13 protein-coding genes and 1 pseudogene are annotated in these 18,783 nt (G+C 71.9%); 4 read left to right on the forward strand and 10 right to left on the reverse strand.

The annotated features are described in order from the left end of the window. Positions 1–20: 20 nt before the first annotated feature. Complete coding sequence (locus JK361_RS06640) at positions 21–1,976, reverse strand: glycoside hydrolase family 5 protein (RefSeq protein WP_201814709.1); 1,956 nt, start codon at positions 1,974–1,976, stop codon at positions 21–23. Positions 1,977–2,182: 206 nt separating this feature from the next. On the opposite strand from JK361_RS06640, the pseudogene JK361_RS06645 reads away from it, so the two are divergent. After that, a pseudogene (locus tag JK361_RS06645) lies at positions 2,183–3,094 on the forward strand (alginate lyase family protein); the annotation flags it as partial. Positions 3,095–3,121: 27 nt separating this feature from the next. On the opposite strand, the gene JK361_RS06650 reads toward JK361_RS06645, so the two are convergent. The 4 genes from JK361_RS06650 to JK361_RS06665 form a co-directional block, all read right to left on the reverse strand. Further along, positions 3,122–4,036, reverse strand: coding sequence for a hypothetical protein (locus tag JK361_RS06650; protein ID WP_236052515.1), 915 nt, complete (start codon positions 4,034–4,036; stop codon positions 3,122–3,124). Positions 4,037–4,168: 132 nt separating this feature from the next. After that, entirely contained in the window at positions 4,169–5,293 is a 1,125-nt protein-coding gene (locus tag JK361_RS06655; RefSeq protein ID WP_201814710.1) for a T6SS phospholipase effector Tle1-like catalytic domain-containing protein, read from the reverse strand. 12 nt (positions 5,294–5,305) lie between these two features. After that, positions 5,306–6,229 carry a DUF6424 family protein gene (locus JK361_RS06660; protein ID WP_201814711.1) on the reverse strand — a complete coding sequence of 308 codons (924 nt, stop codon included), beginning with the start codon at positions 6,227–6,229 and terminating at the stop codon, positions 5,306–5,308. Positions 6,230–6,552: 323 nt separating this feature from the next. Beyond that, positions 6,553–7,029 (reverse strand): SRPBCC family protein, encoded by a 477-nt coding sequence (locus JK361_RS06665; protein WP_201814712.1) that lies wholly within the window; start codon positions 7,027–7,029, stop codon positions 6,553–6,555. Between the two features lie 481 nt (positions 7,030–7,510). On the opposite strand from JK361_RS06665, the gene htpG reads away from it, so the two are divergent. From htpG to JK361_RS06680, 3 genes are all read left to right on the forward strand, one after another. After that, positions 7,511–9,421 carry a molecular chaperone HtpG gene (gene htpG / locus JK361_RS06670; RefSeq protein ID WP_201814713.1) on the forward strand — a complete coding sequence of 637 codons (1,911 nt, stop codon included), beginning with the start codon at positions 7,511–7,513 and terminating at the stop codon, positions 9,419–9,421. Positions 9,422–9,702: 281 nt separating this feature from the next. Next, a complete protein-coding gene (locus JK361_RS06675; RefSeq protein WP_201814714.1) occupies positions 9,703–10,866 on the forward strand; it encodes a S1 family peptidase in 1,164 nt (387 codons plus the stop codon). A 151-nt stretch (positions 10,867–11,017) separates the two neighbouring features. Beyond that, the gene (locus JK361_RS06680) at positions 11,018–13,333 is read left to right on the forward strand and encodes an AbfB domain-containing protein (protein ID WP_201815011.1); all 2,316 of its coding nucleotides are present in this window, start codon (positions 11,018–11,020) and stop codon (positions 13,331–13,333) included. Between the two features lie 214 nt (positions 13,334–13,547). Here JK361_RS06680 and JK361_RS06685 read toward each other — a convergent pair whose 3' ends face one another. The 5 genes from JK361_RS06685 to JK361_RS06705 form a co-directional block, all read right to left on the reverse strand. Next, the gene (locus JK361_RS06685; protein ID WP_201814715.1) at positions 13,548–14,951 is read right to left on the reverse strand and encodes a HAMP domain-containing sensor histidine kinase; all 1,404 of its coding nucleotides are present in this window, start codon (positions 14,949–14,951) and stop codon (positions 13,548–13,550) included. Beyond that, positions 14,948–15,667 (reverse strand): response regulator transcription factor, encoded by a 720-nt coding sequence (locus tag JK361_RS06690; RefSeq protein WP_201814716.1) that lies wholly within the window; start codon positions 15,665–15,667, stop codon positions 14,948–14,950. The genes JK361_RS06685 and JK361_RS06690 overlap by 4 nt, the downstream gene beginning before the upstream one ends. 580 nt (positions 15,668–16,247) lie before the next feature. Beyond that, the gene (locus tag JK361_RS06695; RefSeq protein ID WP_201814717.1) at positions 16,248–16,673 is read right to left on the reverse strand and encodes a pyridoxamine 5'-phosphate oxidase family protein; all 426 of its coding nucleotides are present in this window, start codon (positions 16,671–16,673) and stop codon (positions 16,248–16,250) included. 84 nt (positions 16,674–16,757) lie between these two features. Next, positions 16,758–16,982 (reverse strand): hypothetical protein, encoded by a 225-nt coding sequence (locus JK361_RS06700; RefSeq protein ID WP_201814718.1) that lies wholly within the window; start codon positions 16,980–16,982, stop codon positions 16,758–16,760. Positions 16,983–17,248: 266 nt separating this feature from the next. Beyond that, positions 17,249–18,766, reverse strand: a complete 1,518-nt coding sequence (locus tag JK361_RS06705) for an MFS transporter (RefSeq protein ID WP_201814719.1) — start codon at positions 18,764–18,766, stop codon at positions 17,249–17,251. Between the last annotated feature and the right edge of the window lie 17 nt (positions 18,767–18,783).

The following is an 18,783-nucleotide window of genomic DNA, read 5'->3' on the forward strand; positions in this document are numbered from 1 at the left end:
GGGCGCCGGTGCCCGCTGCGTCAGGGCAGCGTGCGGCAGAGCAGGGCCGCCGGGCCGGGGCGGGCGGCCACCCGGGTGGTGAAGGCGATACCGGCGGCGTACTCGTCCGTCGCGCACTGCCCCTTGTAGTGGCCGTACGCGAAGTCCCCGCCGTCCGCGTCGGCGGGACGGCTGTCGGACCGGTCGAACCACACCGTGCGCCCGGCGCCGGACAGGGCGGCCCGTGCCGGGGCGCACAGCGCGGCCGACACGCGTGTGCCGCGCAGGCTGTAGCCGATGAGGAACTCGCCCGCCGGGCACTGGAACTTGGTGTAGCCCGACGCCCAGTCGCCACCGGCCGGTACGTGACGTTCGTCGGTGACGACCGTCTGGCGGCCCTCGGTGGCCCGCAGATCCCCCGCGCCGGCATCGGTGCACAGGCCCCGCCCGCCGGTGTGGCTCAGCCCGGCCAGCCGCGAACCGTCCGGGCAGGCAGCCTTGCGGGCTCCCGGGTCCCAGTCCCCCGTGGCGCGCACCCGCAGGGACGCCACCGCGTCGCCGTGATCGGTGCCGAGCATGCGCCAGACGGGGACGGGTGTCACGGCACCGGTCCTGCCGGGCGCGTCCACCAGGTGCTGCCAGGCGGCGGCGCGCCAGTCGCCGGCGTCGAGGATGCCGGAGCGGTGCCCCGCGCCGTCGTAGCGCAGCAGCGCCCAGTCGTCGTGGCCCTCGAAGCCGACCAGCGGCCAGAACGCGAAGTCGGCGTCATGACCGGCGAGGTAGTCGGTGACGTTGCCGAACCAGGTACGGGCCGCCGGGTTCGTCTCGCCCGAACCGATGCCGAACTCGCTCACCCAGACGGGCGCCGTGTAGTGCCGGCCGGACTCCTCCACGAAGAACGCCTCGTCGTCGAGGGCCGCGGCCAGCTCGGTGCGGGACAGGTCCTGGTAGCGGGCGTCGTGGGTCTCGCCGATGCCGGTGGCGCCGCTGTGGTGCGGCCCGGTGTAGCCGTAGAAGTGGGCGGAGTAGACCAGCTTGTGGGAGTCCACGAGGGTGTGCGAGAGGGTGCGGGCGGGGCTGAGCACGGGCCGCCCGTGCGGCAGCCCGTCCACGGGCACCCCGGTCCAGTTGATCCCCTCGATCACGACGAGGAGGCGCGGGTTCGCCTCGGTGAGAATGCGGTCGGCGGCGAGCTGGGCCGCGCCGTACCAGTCGTGGCCGTCCCCCAGGCCCCAGTTGGGGTCGTCCAGCACGTCCCGGCGGACCTCGTTGTACAGGTCGGCGCCGACCACGCCCGGGACGGAGGCGTAGCGCCGGGCCATGAACACCCAGTCGTCCGCCCACCGGCCGGTGGACTGCCCGCTGTTCCACCGCTCGTTGCCGTCGATGCCGCAGCACCACCGGGACGTGTTGGTGTGGTTGTTGAGGATCACGGCGAAGCCGCTCCGGCTGAGCGCCTCGACCACGGCGTCGTAGATCTCCAGCGGTGTTCTGCCGCGGAGCTGGGGGTTGGCCGTCACGGCACTGTCGGGCACGGGTGCCGTGCCGTGGATCATCTCGTTGGAGAACGGCAGCCGGATGGTGTTGACGCCCAGCGAGTGGAAGTCGGCGAGCAGTTCGGGCAGCGGCGCACGGTCGAGGCCGAGCGGTATGCCGTGGGAGTCCTGCCCGGCGTGGTGCCGGGCGGGGTCGTCGGCGCTGCCGCTGCCGGTCCACGAGCCCTGCGCGCCGTCCCAGTTGGCGCCCTTCAGCCGGAAGCGGTCGCCGTGGGCGTCGACGATGTAGCGGCCCCGGGTGGACAGCGGCGCGTACCACGTGGCCTGGTGCGTCGCGCGGGCCGCCGTCCGGGCGGGGGTGGTGTGCGGCGGAGCGGTGGCGGTCCGGGCGGGAGCCGGGTGCGGCGGCGTGGCGGCGGAGGCCGTGGTGGCCGTGGTGGCCGCGAGCAGGAATCCCACCGCGGCGACGGCGAGCCGGGGCACGGCTGGTGATATCGGCATGGGCAGCCCTTGGGGGTCGGAAGTGGGGGAAGCGGGGCGACCGGTCGACGGCACGCCCGGCTGGGGGAGTCTCCACCACCGCGCACGGTGCGGGGAAGAGCCGAAGTGGCCGGTATCGGCGCCGAGTTGGCCGAGAGTCGGCAGTGGGTTCGTGAACACCGCCTGCTTCCTGCCCACTTGACGGGTGCATGGTCCGCGCCTATGACTCCAACCCCGACTACGGCTGCACCGACGAACGCGAGGACGCCATCGCGGCCTACACGGACGCGCTCGCCTGGTACGTCACCCGTGACGAGCGCTACGCCAAGAAGGCGATCGAGCTGATGGACGCCTGGTCCGCCGTGCTCAGGGACCACACCAACAGCAACGCACCGCTGCAGACGGGCTGGGCCGGCTCCACCTGGCCGAAGGCCGCCGAGATCATCAAGTACACGTACACCGGTACCTGGGCCGGCTCCGGCCGGTTCGCGACCATGCTCCGCGACGTCTACCTGCCCGAGATCATCAACGGCTCCGACTCCAACGGCAACTGGGAGTTGTCGATGACGGAGGCGGCCGTCGGCATCTCCGTCTTCCTGGAGGACAAGGCGTCGTACGACAAGGCCATGGCCAGGTTCCGCACCCGCACGGCCGCCTATGTGTACCTCGCCTCCGACGGCGACCTGCCGAAGACCGTACCGAGCCAGAACCTGAACACCCGCGACAAGATCGTCTCCTACTGGCAGGGCCAGTCCACCTTCGTCACCGGCCTCACCCAGGAGACCTGCCGCGACTTCACCCACACCGGGTACGGCATCTCCGCCGTCTCGCACGTCGCCGAGACCAGCCGGATCCAGGGGCAGGACCTGTACGGCACCGACGTCGGCGAACGGCTGCGGCAGGCGCTCGGTTTCCAGTCCAGGTACGAGCTGGGCGCGGCCGTCCCGAACTGGCTGTGCGGTGGCACCGTGAAGCGGGGGCTGGGCCCGGTCACCGAGGTCGGCTACAACGCGCTGCACAACCGCCTGGGCATCGCCATGACCAACACCCAGGCGCTGACCGGGCAGAACCGGCCGGCGGGCAGCAACAACCTCTTCGTCGCCTGGGAGACCCTGACGCACGGGGACAACCCGAACTGATCCGCACGGGCCGGCGGCCGGTCCCGCTCACAGCTTGACGACGGCCATCCACAGGTCGAAGTCCAAGACCAGCATCCGGCCCGGCCGTTGAGCTGCGGTGTCCGGGACGGCCGCCCGCACCAGGGGCTGTTCGCCCTTCTCCACGCTCACCTCCGTGCCGTCGTACCGGGGTGCCTTGTCACGGACGACCGAGCGCAGCCTGGCCGCCAGGCGGCGGGCGGTCGCCTCGTCCTTCGTCACGGCGCACAGCACTTCGGTGTTGCGGCCCGCGGAGTCGGCCCGCTGGCCGAGCGCGGACAGGCGTACCGGCTTGGCGGGGGTGAACGGGTTGAAGTCGGCCCGGTAGACGTCGCCCAGACATCCGGCCGCGCGCCGGTACTCCTCGACGTCGGCCAGCGAGGAGCCGTTCTCAGGGTGAACGGCCGACATGCGGCTGGTGCCCGGGGTGGAGTAGAGGATCGTGTCCTCGGAGACCTGTAGGGCCACCCCCTTGCCGTGGGCGGGTTTCCAGGTCTGCCTGCCGTCCTCGTCGGCGGGGACGTAGCCGTTCGCCTTCAGCGACCCGGTGATGGCCGCCGCGTCGAACGACCCCTCCCAGCGACCCGCGTCCCGGGCGTCGATCGCGGTGTCGATCTGGTCGGCCTTGAGATGCTGCGCCCACGGTCCCGGTCGGTAACCGTTCAGCAGGGCGAGGCCCGGCTGCCCGACGACGGCGAACCGCTTCTTGCCGTCCTTGTCGAGCCTGCGCGCCGTGGCGGCGTCGAGGTACGTCACCTGGCCCTTGCCGATGCCGACGGCCAGGGTGCCCAGCCGCTTCAGCACGGGGGAGCGGCTCTCGTCGTCGCCGTGGCCGGATCCGGACGAACAGCCGAGGAGGCCGGACAGGCAGACCCCGGCGAGAGCCGCGGCACCGACGACGGTCCTGCGAGGTGCTGTGGACATGACCAGCAGCCTATCGGCCCGTTCCTCCGTCCGGCCCGTGGGCTCCCCGGGTGTCCCGGACACGGTGCCGGCAGCCGCGGTACCCGCTCGGCGCGTCCGGCCGCCGTGGACGCACCGGCTCTGGGGTGCCGGTCAACCGACCTGCGGATGTGCCGGCTTGGTCCAGTCCGGGTCCGCCCAGCGGGCCGAGTCCGCGGGGTCGGGGAGGTCCGGGCGGTAGCCCGGGTCACGTTCCCGGCGCAGCCGCACGCTCGTGTGCAGCACGGCGTCCCGCGGCAGGCGGCGCGAGCGCCGGCCGGCCAGGATCCACAGCGGGCCGTTGGGGTGGAGTGCGGCGTCGGCGAAGTCCTCGGTCACCGCGCAGGCCTCCCCGTACGCGCCGGGGCGGAAGTCCAGGTCCTGCACGACACCATCCGTGATCCACTTCAGCGTGATCGTCGACAGCAGCGGCGCGCCCTGAGCGTGCGGGAAGGTGCCGCCGACGTCCGAGTGCACACCGGCGAACCACACCTCCTGCGCCGTGTCACGCAGCGGCCCCGGACGGCGGGTCACCAGGAACTCGCGGAACGGGCGCCGCTGTTCGTCGAGGGAGACGGCGTGCCGGATGCGGGCCGCGTTGGGCAGCTGGTGCGTGTACGGCCAGTGCAGCGTGCCCAGGCGGAGGATGCCCGCGGCCTTCACCGTGTCCCAGACGCCGAGGTAGGCGACGGGCAGCGCGTGATGGGAGACCTGCCGCGGAGAGTTGCGCTTGACCTCCGCCCACAGCGGCTCGTGCTCGGTCCGCCGGCAGAACGCGTGGGAGAAGCGCGCCACTTCCCGTTCGCTTCTGTCGATGTCGTGGTTGAAGGCGTACTTGCCGACCGCGTACGGGACGAGGTTCTCCGAGCCGGGACGCATGAGCCCGGGCTTGTTGAGCATGCCGACCAGCGCACGGGCGGTGTAGGCCCCGCGGCTGAAGCCGAAGACGTACACGTGGTCGCCGGGCTCCCAGTGCTGCATCAGGTACGTGTACGCCTCGGCGAGGTTGGCCCTCAGCCCGGCGCCCAGGGCGAGACCGGAGACCCGGGACATCCCGCGGCCGACCGGGCCGTGGGCGCCCGCCGACGACATGGTGCCGACACCGGGGTCGTAGTACAGAAGCTGGCGTGCGGGGTCGTCCGCCTCCAGCATCTCGTACAGCCGGACGACGTTGGTCGGATACCGGGCCCCCACCTGGTTGCTCGTGCCGTCGAGGCAGAGGACGATCCTGCGCGGCATGGGTGCCCCCTCTCAACGGGTCCGGGAGGCCTGCCCGTTCCCGCGGGTCCGGGAGGCCTGCCCGTTGCCGCGGGAACGGCGGGTGGCCGGCGGTCCGGACGCGGAACGCCGTCCCGGCTCGATCTGCCCGGCGAACGCCTGGAGCGCGGCCGAGCTGTTGGGCGGCAGGACGGCCATCAGCCCGTGCTCCTGCGCCTTGGCCAGCGTGCCCGAGGCCTGGCTGCCCTCCGGGGCGAGCACCAGCCGTACGTGCCCGTCACCCGACCCCCGCCGGTCCACCGGCGTCACGGCCCCGTGCGTGCCGTCGGGCAGCGTCACCCACAGCTGGAAGTCGTCGTAGCGGACGAAGTCCGCACCCTTCACCGGCCACGGGTAGTGGTGCTCACCCGGCACCTTCGGCAGGATCCCCTGGTGGTTCCCGCGGCTCATCGGCACACACGCGTTGAAGAGCGAGTCGGTCCACGCCTCGACGCCGTCGGCGTCCTCGATCGGCGTACGCAGCAGTTCCTCGGCCTCTTCGTAGCCCAGTTCGGCCAGGGCTTTCAGCGTTTCGGGGAAGCCCGCCACGAGTTCGGCCGCGTCCTGGCGCAGTCTGTCGACCCTCGCCGGGTCGGCGCAGAACTGCATGCTCCACTCGATGCCCACGCGGGCCCGGTACATCCGCCAGCCGCTCCCGGTCATCACCCACAGGCTCCCCCCGTGGTGCATCTCCCAGTGCTCGGACCCGGTGGGCCGGGGCCCGTAGGGCAGGTCCGCGTCGTCCATCTGGTCGAGAATCTTGTGCGCCGTCCGTTTCGCGGCCTTGAAGAACGGCGACTCGTAACGCTTCGGATGCTCGACCAGCCGGATCTTCCAGGGATGGTTCTCCGACTCGATGCCGCCCGGCTTGACGGTGTCGGGCAACCGGGCCGTGGCCACGGTTCCGGCGCGGGTCATGGTGCCCTCCTCGTGCCGCCCGCGGCCCCGGATACGGTCCGCGGTGCCGAGTGCCCCCTGTGATTATCGTGCTCCTCGAGGCGGAAGTGCGCGAGCCGAAACGGTAGTTGTCGCGTCAACCGGCCGACGGTTCCGCGCCGACCACCGGTGATGGTTGTTCCTTGAACATCCTGACGGGGTCGACGGGACCGACGGGGCCGACCGCACGAGCGGGACCGGCCGGGGGCCGCGAACACCGGGTTGACCGGTCTCGCGGCCCGCTGTGCCCTGGACGCCGGATTCCAGGACCGGCCGGTCCCTGCGTGTCGTCCGGGAGCCGGTGATCAGATGCCGGGGCCCGCGCCTCCGGGGCGGATCCGGCCGCGCCAGGCTCCGGACTCCCCGCCGCGCTCCTCGATGTAGCTCTTGAACCGCTTCATGTCACCCTTGACCCGCCGGTCGATCGTGCCGAGCAGATCCCCGACCTTCTCCGCGGCGCCGCTGGGCTCGACCTCCATGACCAGCTCTACCTTGGTGCGGGTGTCGTCCAGGCGCTCGAAGCGGACCGTGCCCTTCTGATTGGTGTCGCCGCTGGTGGTGCGCCACGTGATGCGCTCGTCGGGCAGCTGGTCGACGATCTCGGTGTCGAACTCCCGCCGAATGCCGCTGATCTTCGTGGTCCAGTGGTTGTGCCGATCGTCCAGCTGCGTCACCTCCTCGACGCCTTCCATGAAGTTCGGGAAGTCCTCGAACTGCGTCCACTGGTTGTAGGCGGTGTGGAGGGGGACGTCGACTTCCACCGCTTCCTTGACCTTGCTCATCTCTGCGCCTCCGTTCTCACTGCTCGACTTTCCGAAGCCCCGCGGGCCTGCGCAGCCGACCCGACCGGGATCTGCCGGGTACCCGGGGAGCCGCATGTCATGACCACCCGTGCGCCCCGGGCGACCCCGGGGCCCGACCACGGGGCGGGCGGGGGCAGACCAGGCAGGTGCCAGGAAGGTGCCCGGGAGGAGGCTGGGAAGGTGCCCGGGAGGAGGCTGGGAAGGTGCCCCGCGAGGAGAACCGGCGAGGCGGCCGGGAGGTGGCCGGGAGGCGATCGGCGAGGCGGCCGGGAGGTGGGGCGGACGGCGACTGGGAGGTGGGGCGGACGGCGACCGGGAAGCCGCTCCGGGCGCCGCCGAGACCCCGCCCGGCACCGTACGGATCAAGCCACCGCCCCGCAATCCGGCCACTGCCCTGACGTGGTGTTTTACAGTGTGTGCCACCAGTTCCGGCGACAGGACCTGTGAGGTACTCGCGAACATGCCGACCGAGACGTTTGAGTTTCAGGTAGAGGCCCGTCAGCTGCTCCAGCTGATGATCCACTCGGTGTACTCGAACAAAGATGTCTTCCTGCGGGAGCTCGTCTCCAACGCCTCCGACGCGTTGGACAAGCTGCGCCTGGAGAAGCTGTGGGACGACTCGCTCGACGCCGAGGTGTCCGACCTGCACATCGAGATCGACATCGACAAGGAAGCCCGTACGCTCACCGTGCGGGACAACGGCATCGGGATGTCGTACGACGAGGTCGGGCGGCTGATCGGCACGATCGCCAACTCGGGCACCGCGAAGTTCCTCGAGGAACTGCGGGAGGCCAGGGACGCGGCCGGCGAGGAAGGGCTCATCGGCCAGTTCGGCGTCGGCTTCTACTCCGGCTTCATGGTGGCGGACGAGGTCACCCTGCTGACCCGGCGCGCGGGCGAGAGCCAGGGCACCCGGTGGACGTCACGCGGCGAGGGCACGTACACGCTGGAGACGGTCGACGACGCGCCGCAGGGCACCTCGGTCGTGCTCCACCTCAAGCCCGCCGACCCGGAGAACCAGCTCCACGACTACACCTCCCCGTGGAAGATCAGGGAGATCATCAAGCGGTACTCGGACTTCATCACCTGGCCCGTCCGGATGGTGCCCGAGCGCCCCGCGACGGCCGACGAGAGCGGCGAGGCGCCCGAACCCGAGACGCTCAACTCGATGAAGGCGCTGTGGGCGCGGCCGCGCGACGAGGTGTCCGACGACGAGTACCACGAGCTGTACAAGCACATCGGCCACGACTGGCGGGACCCGCTGGAGACGATCCGGCTCCAGGCGGAGGGCACCTTCGAGTACCAGGCCCTGCTGTTCCTCCCCGCGCACGCGCCGCACGACCTGTTCACGCGGGACTTCAAGCGCGGCGTGCAGCTGTACGTCAAGCGCGTGTTCATCATGGACGAGTGCGAGGCGCTGCTGCCGCCGTACCTCCGCTTCGTCAAGGGCGTCGTCGACGCGGCCGACCTCTCGCTGAACGTGTCCCGTGAGATCCTCCAGCAGGACCGCCACATCGAGATGATGCGGCGACGGCTGACGAAGAAGGTCCTGTCCACGGTCAAGGACATGATGACCAAGGACCAGGACCGGTACGCCACGTTCTGGCGGGAGTTCGGCACGGTCCTGAAGGAGGGGCTGATCACCGACTCGGAGAACCGTGACGCCATCCTCGCCGTCGCGTCGTTCGCCAGCACGCACGACGAGTCCGGGCCGACCACGCTCAAGCAGTACGTGGAGCGGATGAAGGACGGTCAGGAGCACATCTACTACCTCACCGGCGAGTCGCGGCAGAGCATCGAGAACTCCCCGCACATGGAGGCGTTCCGGGAACGGGGCATCGAGGTGCTGCTGCTCACCGACGCCGTCGACGAGGTGTGGGCCGACGCCGTCGGCGAGTACGAGGGCAAGCAGCTGCGGTCCGTGGCCAAGGGGCAGATCGATCTCGACGCCGAGGACAAGGAGACCTCCGACGGCGAACGGGAGAAGCAGAACGAGGAGTACGCCGGGCTGCTCGGCTGGATGAAGGAGCAGCTGGACGGGGACATCAAGGAGGTCCGCCTGTCCTCCCGCCTCACCGTCTCCCCGGCCTGCGTCGTCTCCGACGCGAACGACCTGACCCCGGCGCTGGAGAACATGTACCGCGCGATGGGCCAGGAGGTGCCCCGCGCCGCGCGGATCCTGGAACTCAACCCCGACCACCAGCTGGTGAAGGGCCTCAACCAGGCGTACAAGGAGCGCGAGGACCGCACGGAGCTGGCCGAGACCGCCGAGCTGCTGCACGGCCTGGCGGTGCTCGCCGAGGGCGGCCAGCCCAAGGAACCGGCCCGGTTCGTCAAGCTGATGGCGGACCGCCTGGAACGCGCCCTGTAACCCGCCCGCGACGCCGGCGACCTCCCCGGGGAACACACACCCCGGGGAGCAGCTCCGTTCGCGGTGACAGTTCGTGTTCTGCCACCCGGACCCGTCGGACAGGCGTCGGGCGGGTGATCGGAACGTCACGTCCGCTGAGCGTCCCGAAGAGGCGGGCGACGATTCCGGCATTGGCATGGACCTGACGCATCGAGGGGTCTAGGCTCTGCTCCGCCATACATGAGAGCGCTCTCAGATTCGGCTGTTCCACCCCACTCCTGGAACGACGAAGGGCAACTCCCATGCGACGCAGAAGACTTACGCCTGCCGTGCTGTCCGCCCTGCTGATCCTCGGCGGATCGACCACCGCGGGAACGGCCCCTGCGGCGGCGACCGGCCTCGCCGCCGGATCCGCCAAGCCCGCCTCCGACGGCCTCGTGACCGCCATGCAGCGCGATCTCGGCCTCACGCGGGAACAGGCCGAGGCGCGCATCGTGGCCGAGCGGGCCGCGGCGACGCTCGATCCGAAGGTCCGCAAGGCCGCCGGGAACGCCTACGCGGGCTCCTGGTTCGACGCCGAGAAGGGGCGCCTGACGGTGGCGCTCACCCCGGACGCGCCGGCGGACACACGCCGCGCGATCGAGGCGTCCGGGGCCGAGGTCCGCACGGCCCGGCACACCGCCCGGCAACTGGACGCCGCCAAGGCCCGCATCGACCGGCTCCCCGCCCCCGCGGGAGTGAGCGGCTGGCACGTCGACCCGCAGGCCGGCACGGTCGTCGTCGACGTGGTCCGGAGCGAGCGCTCTGACAACGATGTCCGACGCTTCGTCTCCGAGGCCCGCGAGAGCGGCCCCGTCACCGTCCGCACCGTCGCCGCCGCCCCGCGGACCTTCGCCGCCGGAACGGTCGGCGGCGACCCCTACTACACCGGCAACGTCCGCTGCTCCATCGGCTTCTCGGTGTACGGCGGCTTCGTCACCGCCGGGCACTGCGGCCGGCCGGGCGCCGGGGTCAGCGGCTGGGACGGCTCCTACGTCGGCACGTTCCAGGGCTCCTCGTTCCCGGACAACGACTACGCCTGGGTCGGCGTGGGCGGCGGCTGGTGGACGGTGCCCGTCGTGCTCGGCTGGGGCACGGTGCCCGACCAGCTCGTGCGCGGCTCGGCCGTGGCACCGGTCGGCTCCTCCGTCTGCCGCTCGGGATCGACGTCGCACTGGCACTGCGGCACGGTCCTGGCGACGAACGAGACCGTCAACTACAGCCAGGGCGCGGTACACCAGCTGACCAAGACGAGCGTCTGCGCCGAACCCGGCGACTCCGGCGGGTCCTTCATCACCGGCGACCAGGCACAGGGCGTCACCTCCGGCGGCTGGGGCAACTGCACCGGCGGCGGCGAGACCTGGTTCCAGCCGGTGGGCGAGATCCTCAACCGCTACGGCCTGACCCTGCACACGTACAGCGGCTGACCGCGCCCGCACCGACCACACGCGGTGGCACCAGGGGTTCCGCGCATCCGGCGCGGAACCCCGCCCGTGGCGCCGCACCGACCATGGAGGAGACACCGTGCTGAGACTCCCCCCTCGCGGAACCGTTCCCCCCTCCCGGCCGGGACAGGCCCTGCGACACCTCCTGACCACCCTCGTGGTGACGGCACTGGCCGTCACCACACTCCTGGCAGCCGGGGCGTCCCCCTCCCGGGCCGCCACGGCCTGGACGCCCAGGCCCGCCGCGATGACCACGCCCTGGACCGACCGGGTCCCCGTCGACCACCCCCTGCCGGAATACCCCCGCCCCCAGCTCACCCGCCCCGACTGGGCCAACCTCAACGGCATCTGGGACTTCGCCGTCACCTCCCGCGACGCCGCGCAGCCCACGACGTTCGGTGAGCGGATCCGCGTACCCTTCGCCCCGGAGTCCGCGCTCTCCGGCATCCAGCGCAAGATCACCGGGAACGACAGGCTCTGGTACCGGCGCACCTTCACCGTGCCGGCCGGCTGGAGCGGCCGGCGCGTCCAGCTCAACTTCGGTGCCTCCGACTGGGAGACGACCGTCCGGGTCAACGGCCGGCAGGCGGGCGTCGTGCACCGCGGCGGCTACGACGCCTTCTCGTACGACATCACGCCCCTGCTGAACGGCGGCACCAACACCGTCGTCGTCTCCGTGTTCGACCCCACGGAGACCGGCGGCCAGGCCATCGGGAAACAGCGCATCCAGGACGTCACCCCGCACGCGGGCCACAGCATCGTCTACACCGCTTCGTCGGGCATCTGGCAGACCGTCTGGCTGGAGCCGACGGCAGCGGCCCACATCACCCGGCTCGACATGGTCCCGCATCCGGAGGACGACACCCTGCACGTGACCGTGCGCGGCACCGGAACCGACGGCGCCGGTGTCGAGGTCGGCGTCTCCAGCGGCGGAACGACGGTCGGCAGCGCCGTCGGCACCGTCGGCACCGAGTTCGCCGTACCGGTGCCGAACGCCCGCCTGTGGTCGCCCGAGGACCCGTTCCTGTACGACGTATCCGCCCGGCTGACCGGGAGCCCGGGCGGCGACAGGGTCGGCAGCTACACCGGCATGCGCTCGATCGCGGTGAAGGACGTGGACGGCGTCCGCCGACCGGTCCTCAACGGACGGTTCGTCTTCCAGACCGGCACCCTCGACCAGGGCTTCTGGCCGGACGGCAACTACACCGCGCCCACCGACGACGCCCTGAAGTACGACTTGCAGAAACACAAGGACCTCGGCTTCAACATGGTCCGCAAGCACATCAAGGTGGAGCCGCAGCGCTGGTTCTACTGGGCGGACCGGCTCGGTCTGCTGGTGTGGCAGGACATGCCGTCCATGGACAGCGGCAAGTCGCCGGACAGCGCGGCCCGCACCCAGTGGGAGAGCGAGTACCGCGCCATCATCGACCAGCACCGCAGCTCACCCGCCCTCATCCAGTGGGTCGACCAGAACGAGGGCTGGGGCCAGTACGACCAGGCACGCATAGCCGACATGGTCAAGGCGTACGACCCCGCCCGCCTCGTCGACAACATGAGCGGCGTCAACTGCTGCGGGGCCCGGGACGGCGGCAACGGCGACGTCGTCGACAACCACAACTACGTCGGACCGGGCAACACGCCCACGGAGCAGATGCGCGCATCCGTACTGGGGGAGTACGGCGGACTCGGCTACCGAGTCCCCGGGCACGAGTGGTACCCGGGCGGGGGCTTCAGCTACGAGGACCAGCCGAGCCTGTCCGCGCTGAACGACCGGCTGGTCGGTCTGCTCGACGGCATCCGGCAGAACGCCATGCCCGCCGGCGGCCTCTCCGCCTCCGTCTACACGCAGATCACCGACGTCGAGAACGAGGCCAACGGGCTGATGACCTATGACCGCCAGGTCGTCAAGGTCGACGAGTCCCGCGTCCGCGCCGCCAACCAGGCGCTCGTCGCCGCCTCCCGCACCCTCGGCCCACCGGTGCGGCTGCCGCTGGAGCAGTACGTGTCGATCCGCGTCACGACACCCGGGTACACCGACCGATACATCCGCCACCACGACGGGCTCGGCTACACCGAGGTGGTCGGCGCCGGCAGCGGTGACCTGCTGAAGCGGGACGCCACCTGGAAGGTGAGGCCCGGCCTCGCGAACAGACTCTGCTACTCCTTCGAGTCCCGCAACTACCCGGGTGAATACCTGCGGCACCGCGAATTCCGGGTCCGCCGCGAGGCGGGCGACGACTCCGCGCTGTACAAGGCGGACGCCACCTGGTGCCCCGTCCAGGGCAACGGCGGCATCAGGCTGTCCGCGGCCGGATTCCCCGGCCAGTACCTGCGGCACATCAACGCCGAACTCTGGCTGGCGCAAGCGGGCGGCACACACTCCTGGGACAACCCGGCCGGCTTCACCGAGGACACCACCTGGGCCGTCGAGGCCCCTTGGGCGCCCTGACCGACCCGGCCGAGTCCCCTGAGCGAAAGAGTGCCCTGTGGTGAAGAGTCCCCTGAGGTAAGGAGTGCCCTGAGGTGAAGAGTGTCCTGAGGGAAGGAGTCGCCTGAGGGAAAGGGAGCACGTCATGCCTGTGGGCGGACACCGTCCGCTCGCAAGGCTCCCGGCCCTGGCCGGCACCCAGGACGCACCGGCGGCCGTGGACGGCCGGCGGCCCTCAGCCCTCGGCGTGTGCCCCGACCGGCAGCGCCAGGCGGAACAGGGCTCCTCCGCCCGGGGCCCGGTGCGCCGTCAGCTCGCCGCGATGGGAGTGCGCGATCTGGCGGGCCATGGCCAGGCCCAGGCCGGAACCCGGGAGGGCACGAGCGGTCCGGGCCCGGTAGAAGCGGTCGAAGACATGGGGCAGGTCTGCGGCGTCGATACCGGGCCCGTGATCGCGGACGGTGACCTCCAGCCGCCCGCCGTCGGCCGGCCGGTGCACGGCGACCTCGACCCGGCCGCCGGGCTGGGAGAACTTGGCCGCGTTGTCCAGGAGGTTGGAGAACAGCCGTGTCAGGCGGCTCGGCACGGCGGCGGCCAGGGCGGTCGCGGCCGACGGGTCGGTGTCCAGGACGAAGTCGACCTGCGGCCAGTGGTCGCGGGCGGCGGCCACGCTGTGCTCCAGGAGCACGGCCGGCCGTACCGGCTCGAGCGACTGCCGAGGCTCCTCGTCACGGGCCAGGTCGATCAGATCGTTGACCAGTGTGGTCACCTCCCGCAGCTGGCGGGTCAGCGCGCCCGTCGCCCGCTCCCGCTGCCGCTCGGTCAGCCGCTCCGCGCGGAGCAGGATCTCCGCGTTGGTGCGCAGCGCGGTCAGCGGGGTGCGCAGTTCGTGCGAGGCGTCGGCGACCAGACGCCGCTGCGCGGCGAGGGACTCCTCCAGGGCGTCGAGCATGGAGTTGAAGCTGACCGCGAGCCGGGTGATCTCGTCCTCCCGGCCGCGCTCGACGGCCGGCAGTTCGATGCGCAGGCCGGCGTCCCGGGTGGCGGTGATCCGCTCCGCCGTCGAGGTCAGCCGGGTCACGGGAGCCAGCCCCGAACGGGACACCCAGTAACCCAGCAGCGCGGCCACCGGCACCCCGGCCCCGCCGATCACGGCCAGCAGCCCCGCCGCCTGACGCTCGGCGCGGCGCACCCCGTCGGAGCGGAGCGCCACCTGCATGGCCAGCCCCTCGCGGGCGGGAGTGGTGAGCACCCGCACCGGACGGCCGGCGACCGAGGCCGTGCTGTAGTACGGCGCCCGACGACGGGCCGCCACCTGGCGCACCGCGTCGCCGACCGGCAGCAGATAGCCCTCGCGCGGGTCCTCCGTGGCCGACTCGGGCACCAGCTGGGCGCAAGCGGGCGCGGCCAGGTACCGGCACTCTCCGGCCTGGACACCGGGGCCGCCCGCCCGGTCACGCTGGATCGCCAGCGTCGCCGCCTGCGTCAGCTGGAGGTCGAACTGCCGGTGCAGGGTGTAGACGGTGACGGCGTAGGCGCCCGCGCACACGGCCAGCGCCACGGCCGCCACCGCGGCCGACGCGGTGACGGCCAGCCGGCGGCGCAGCGGCGGACGGCGGTGCCGGCGCGGCCGGGTCACCGCTCGTCCAGCGTGTAGCCGACGCCGTGCACCGTGTGGACGAGCCGGGAGGCGCCGCCGGCCTCCAGCTTGCGGCGCAGGTATCCGACGTAGACGGCCAGTGAGTTGGAGTCGGGGCCGAGGTCCCGCCCCCATACCCAGCGCGTGATCGTCTCCCGTTCCAGGACCTGCCCGGGGTGACGCAGCAACAGGTCCAGCAGGGCCCACTCGGTGCGGGTGAACTCCAGCCGCCGTCCCGCCCGCACCGCCGTACGGCTCTCCGGGTCGGCGACCAGGTCGGAGAAGCGCAGTCCGCTCGGCCGGGGCGGCTCGCCGGGACCGGCGCGGCGCAGCAGGGCGCGCAGCCGCGCCGCCAGCTCGTCCAGCGAGAAGGGCTTCACCAGGTAGTCGTCGGCTCCCGCGTCCAGGCCGTCCACCCGGTCGCTGACCGCGTCGAGCGCGGTCAGCACCAGGATCGGCGTGCGGTCGCCCAGCGCCCGCAGCCGTCGGCACACGGCCAGCCCGTCCAACACCGGCATCATCACGTCCAGCACCAGGGCGTCCGGCTCCCGCTCCGCCATCGCGGCCAGGGCGGCATGTCCGTCGGCCGCGCCCCGGACGGTGAAGCCCTCCAAGGCCAGCCCGTCCTCCAGCGCGGCACGTACCTCCGGGTCGTCGTCCACGACCAGCACCTCTGCGGCGACGGCGGGGGTGGGGTCCTGAGCTGCGGTGTTCATGGACCCAGCCTGCCAAAGAAGCGACCGGGGCCGGGCACGGTCGCATGTACGAGGTGTTGCGGGTGTGGTTACTGCTGCGGACGGTAGGACGCCTGGTGCAGGGCTTCCTCCGTCCTCCGCGCGGCCGCGATGGTGCCGGCGGGCGGCCTGTACACACTCCTGTACCGAAAGGTGTCGGCCACGTTCGCGGTGACCTCGAGTGTCGTGCGCAGGCTCTCGGCGAGCGGCTGGTAGCCGGAGCGCAGCGTCTCACCGGCCGCGGGTGCGGCCTCGGCGGCGACGCCCCGCCAGCAACGTGAAAGCGGCTAAGGCAGTAGCGGCTGCCTTGATTTGCTTCATGGTCCCCTCGTGATGGGTTGCCCACTGGCTCCCCCCGTCGGGGCCAGGGGTGGTGGATCACACCAGGGGGACGAGGGGCCGGCCCCCAACCATTTCTTCGGGAAAGGGAAATGATCCGGCCATGAATGCGCCGAAGTCCGCCGCAAAGCCTTCGTCCCGGATTGCCGAGCCGGCTTCGCGCAGCACTCCGAGAAAATTCAACGAATATCGGCGGAGCCGACGCGAACGCCGGACCCGGCTCTCAGAAGGAGCCCAGGTCGGCGGCGACCCAGTGCTCGGGCCGCATATAGACGACGAAGTGCTCGCCGAGCCGGGTCCGGTCGTATTCCACGAAGGCGGCGACCTGGTCCTCCGGGAGGTATCGCGCGGCCATCTCCCAGGACAGCTCGTGGCTGTCGGGGGCGGTCCGGGTGACCGGCCCCTCCACCGACACGTAGCGCACGGTCGGTTCGGTGCGCTGCACCATCAGGCTGAAGCGGCCCGCGGAGCGGATCGCCCGTGCCTTCCGGGAATCGGGCCCGGTGCGCACCCACAATTCGCCACCGGGCGTGTACTGGTACCAGATGGGCACGGTCAACGGTGCGCGGTCCGGCCGTTCGACCACCGACAGCGCGCCGATGTGAGGCTCCGCCAGAAACCGCTCTCGTTCTCGTGTGGAGAGTGTCACGCAACCGACCCTAACGCGTCGCCGGGGCGGAGACCCGGGGCGCGGATGCGGCTACCGCCCGTGCCTCGCACACCGCGCGCAACGCTAGGGCCTTTCGCCCGATCCCCGTTCCAGGACGCGGCGGGCCGCCTCGGCCTCCGCGGCCGGCGGTGACAACTCGTCGAGGGTGTCCAGCTCGTCGTCCGACTCCAGTTCCCGCTCCCAGGCCGCCGCCAGCTGCTCCTGCTCCTCGCGCGGCTTCGCGGCCACGGCCTCCCGGTCGTCGGGGCTCAGCGCCACCAGGAATCGTTCAACGGGGTCCGTCGGCATTGCCGTGCTCCTTGTCGCCGCGAGGGGTGCCGCTCCCGGCCCAGCATGGCCAACCGCGCACGCGTCGGCCGCCCGACACGAGCCGGGTCCACCCTGATGGCCCTGCCGCCCGGCCCGCACGGCAAGGGCCGGTCGCCGCCGTGTTCCGGGGGGCGAGCACCGGGGGCCCGGCCACCTGCGGCCAGGGTCTTTCGTTTGGATCAGGCGAGCCCGGCGTGATCCAAGAGGCCCTAGGTGTGGTCACGGCCTGCGCAGCCGTGGCCGGGTCAGGTCTGTCGGGCGTGCACGGGATCGTTGGCGACCTCGTCCGGGCACTTCCGGTGCGGCTTGGCCCTCCGCCGGTCGCGCTGCCAGTCGAACGTCGCGAGAGCCAGGGACGCCACCATGCCGAGGAGGCCGGCGCCCAGCGCGGTGACGAGAGCGCCGCGGTAGTCGTGGCTGCGGCCCAGTACCAGGTAGAAGAGGCCGGGCAGGGCGGCCGTCCCCAGCGCGGCGCCCAGCCGCTGTCCGGTCTGAAGGGCGCCGCCCGCCGCGCCCGCCATGCGCACGGGCACGTCCCGCAGGGTCATGGTGATGTTCGGGGCGACCACGAAGCCGCTGCCGATGCCGCCGAGGAAGAGCACGGGGGCGGCCACCCAGGCAGCGATGTGCAGGGGCGCGAAACGGAGCAGCAGCGCGGTGCCGCCCAGACCGAGGATCACGCCCGCGAGACCGCACACGGTGAGCAGTCGGCCGTACCGCTCCACCAGCCGCCCGGACAGCACCGCCGCGCCGGCCGAGCCGAGGGCGAAGGGGGTCACGGCGAGGCCGGAGCGGAGCGGCGAGAAGTCGAGTCCGCGCTGGTAGAACAGGGCGAAGACGAGCCAGACGCCGCTGAAGCCGATGAAGTACAGCGTGCCGATGCCGGCGCCGACGGCGTAGCCGCGCACGGTGCTGAACAGGCGGGGGTCGAGCAGCGGGGGAGCACCGCGGGCGACGAGGCGGCGCTGCCACCAGGTGAAGACGGCGAGGACCGCCGCACCGACGGGGAACAGCCACCACAGGCCGCCGAGGCCGCCGGATTCGGCCTGTACCAGCGGATACATGAGCGTGAGGACGCCGAGGCCGAGCAGCAGCACGCCGGGCACGTCCACCTGTCCTCGCCCGGAGCGCGGGACGCGGGGGAGCAGCCGGCGACCCAGGAGGACGGCGAGGATGCCGATGGGGACGTTGACGTAGAAGATCCACCGCCAGCCCTGGTCGCCGGAGGCGAGCGCGAGGATGGCGCCGCCGGCGATGGGGCCGGTGGCGGACGAGATGCCGACGGTGGCACCGAAGAAGCCGAAGGCACGTCCGCGCTCGGCGCCACGGAACATCTGCTGGATGAGCGCGGAGTTCTGCGGGGCCATGAATCCGGCCGCCAGCCCCTGGGCGAGGCGGGCCACCACCAGCAGCGTGATGTCCGGGGCGGCCCCGCAGGCCGCGCTGAAGAGCACGAAGCCGCTGAGGGCCAGCAGGAAGATACGGCGCCGGTCCAGGGCGTCGCCGAGACGGCCGGCGGTGACGAGTGCGAGGGCGAAGGTCAGGGCGTATCCCGAGACCACCCACTGCACCTGGGCGGGGGAGGCGTGGAGGTCGCCCTGGATGGTGGGCAGGGCGACCGCCACGATCGTGACGTCGAGCAGGCTCATGAACCCGGCCACCAGGGTGACCCACAGGGCACGCCACCGGTTCGGATCCGGCTCGTGTCCGTCTTCCCGGCCGGCCGGGAACCGGCCGTCCGCGGCTGGCGTCGATGCTGCCACCTCGCCTCCTCTCACCG

This window comes from Streptomyces musisoli (assembly GCF_016741855.1).
Classification (GTDB): domain Bacteria; phylum Actinomycetota; class Actinomycetes; order Streptomycetales; family Streptomycetaceae; genus Streptomyces; species Streptomyces musisoli.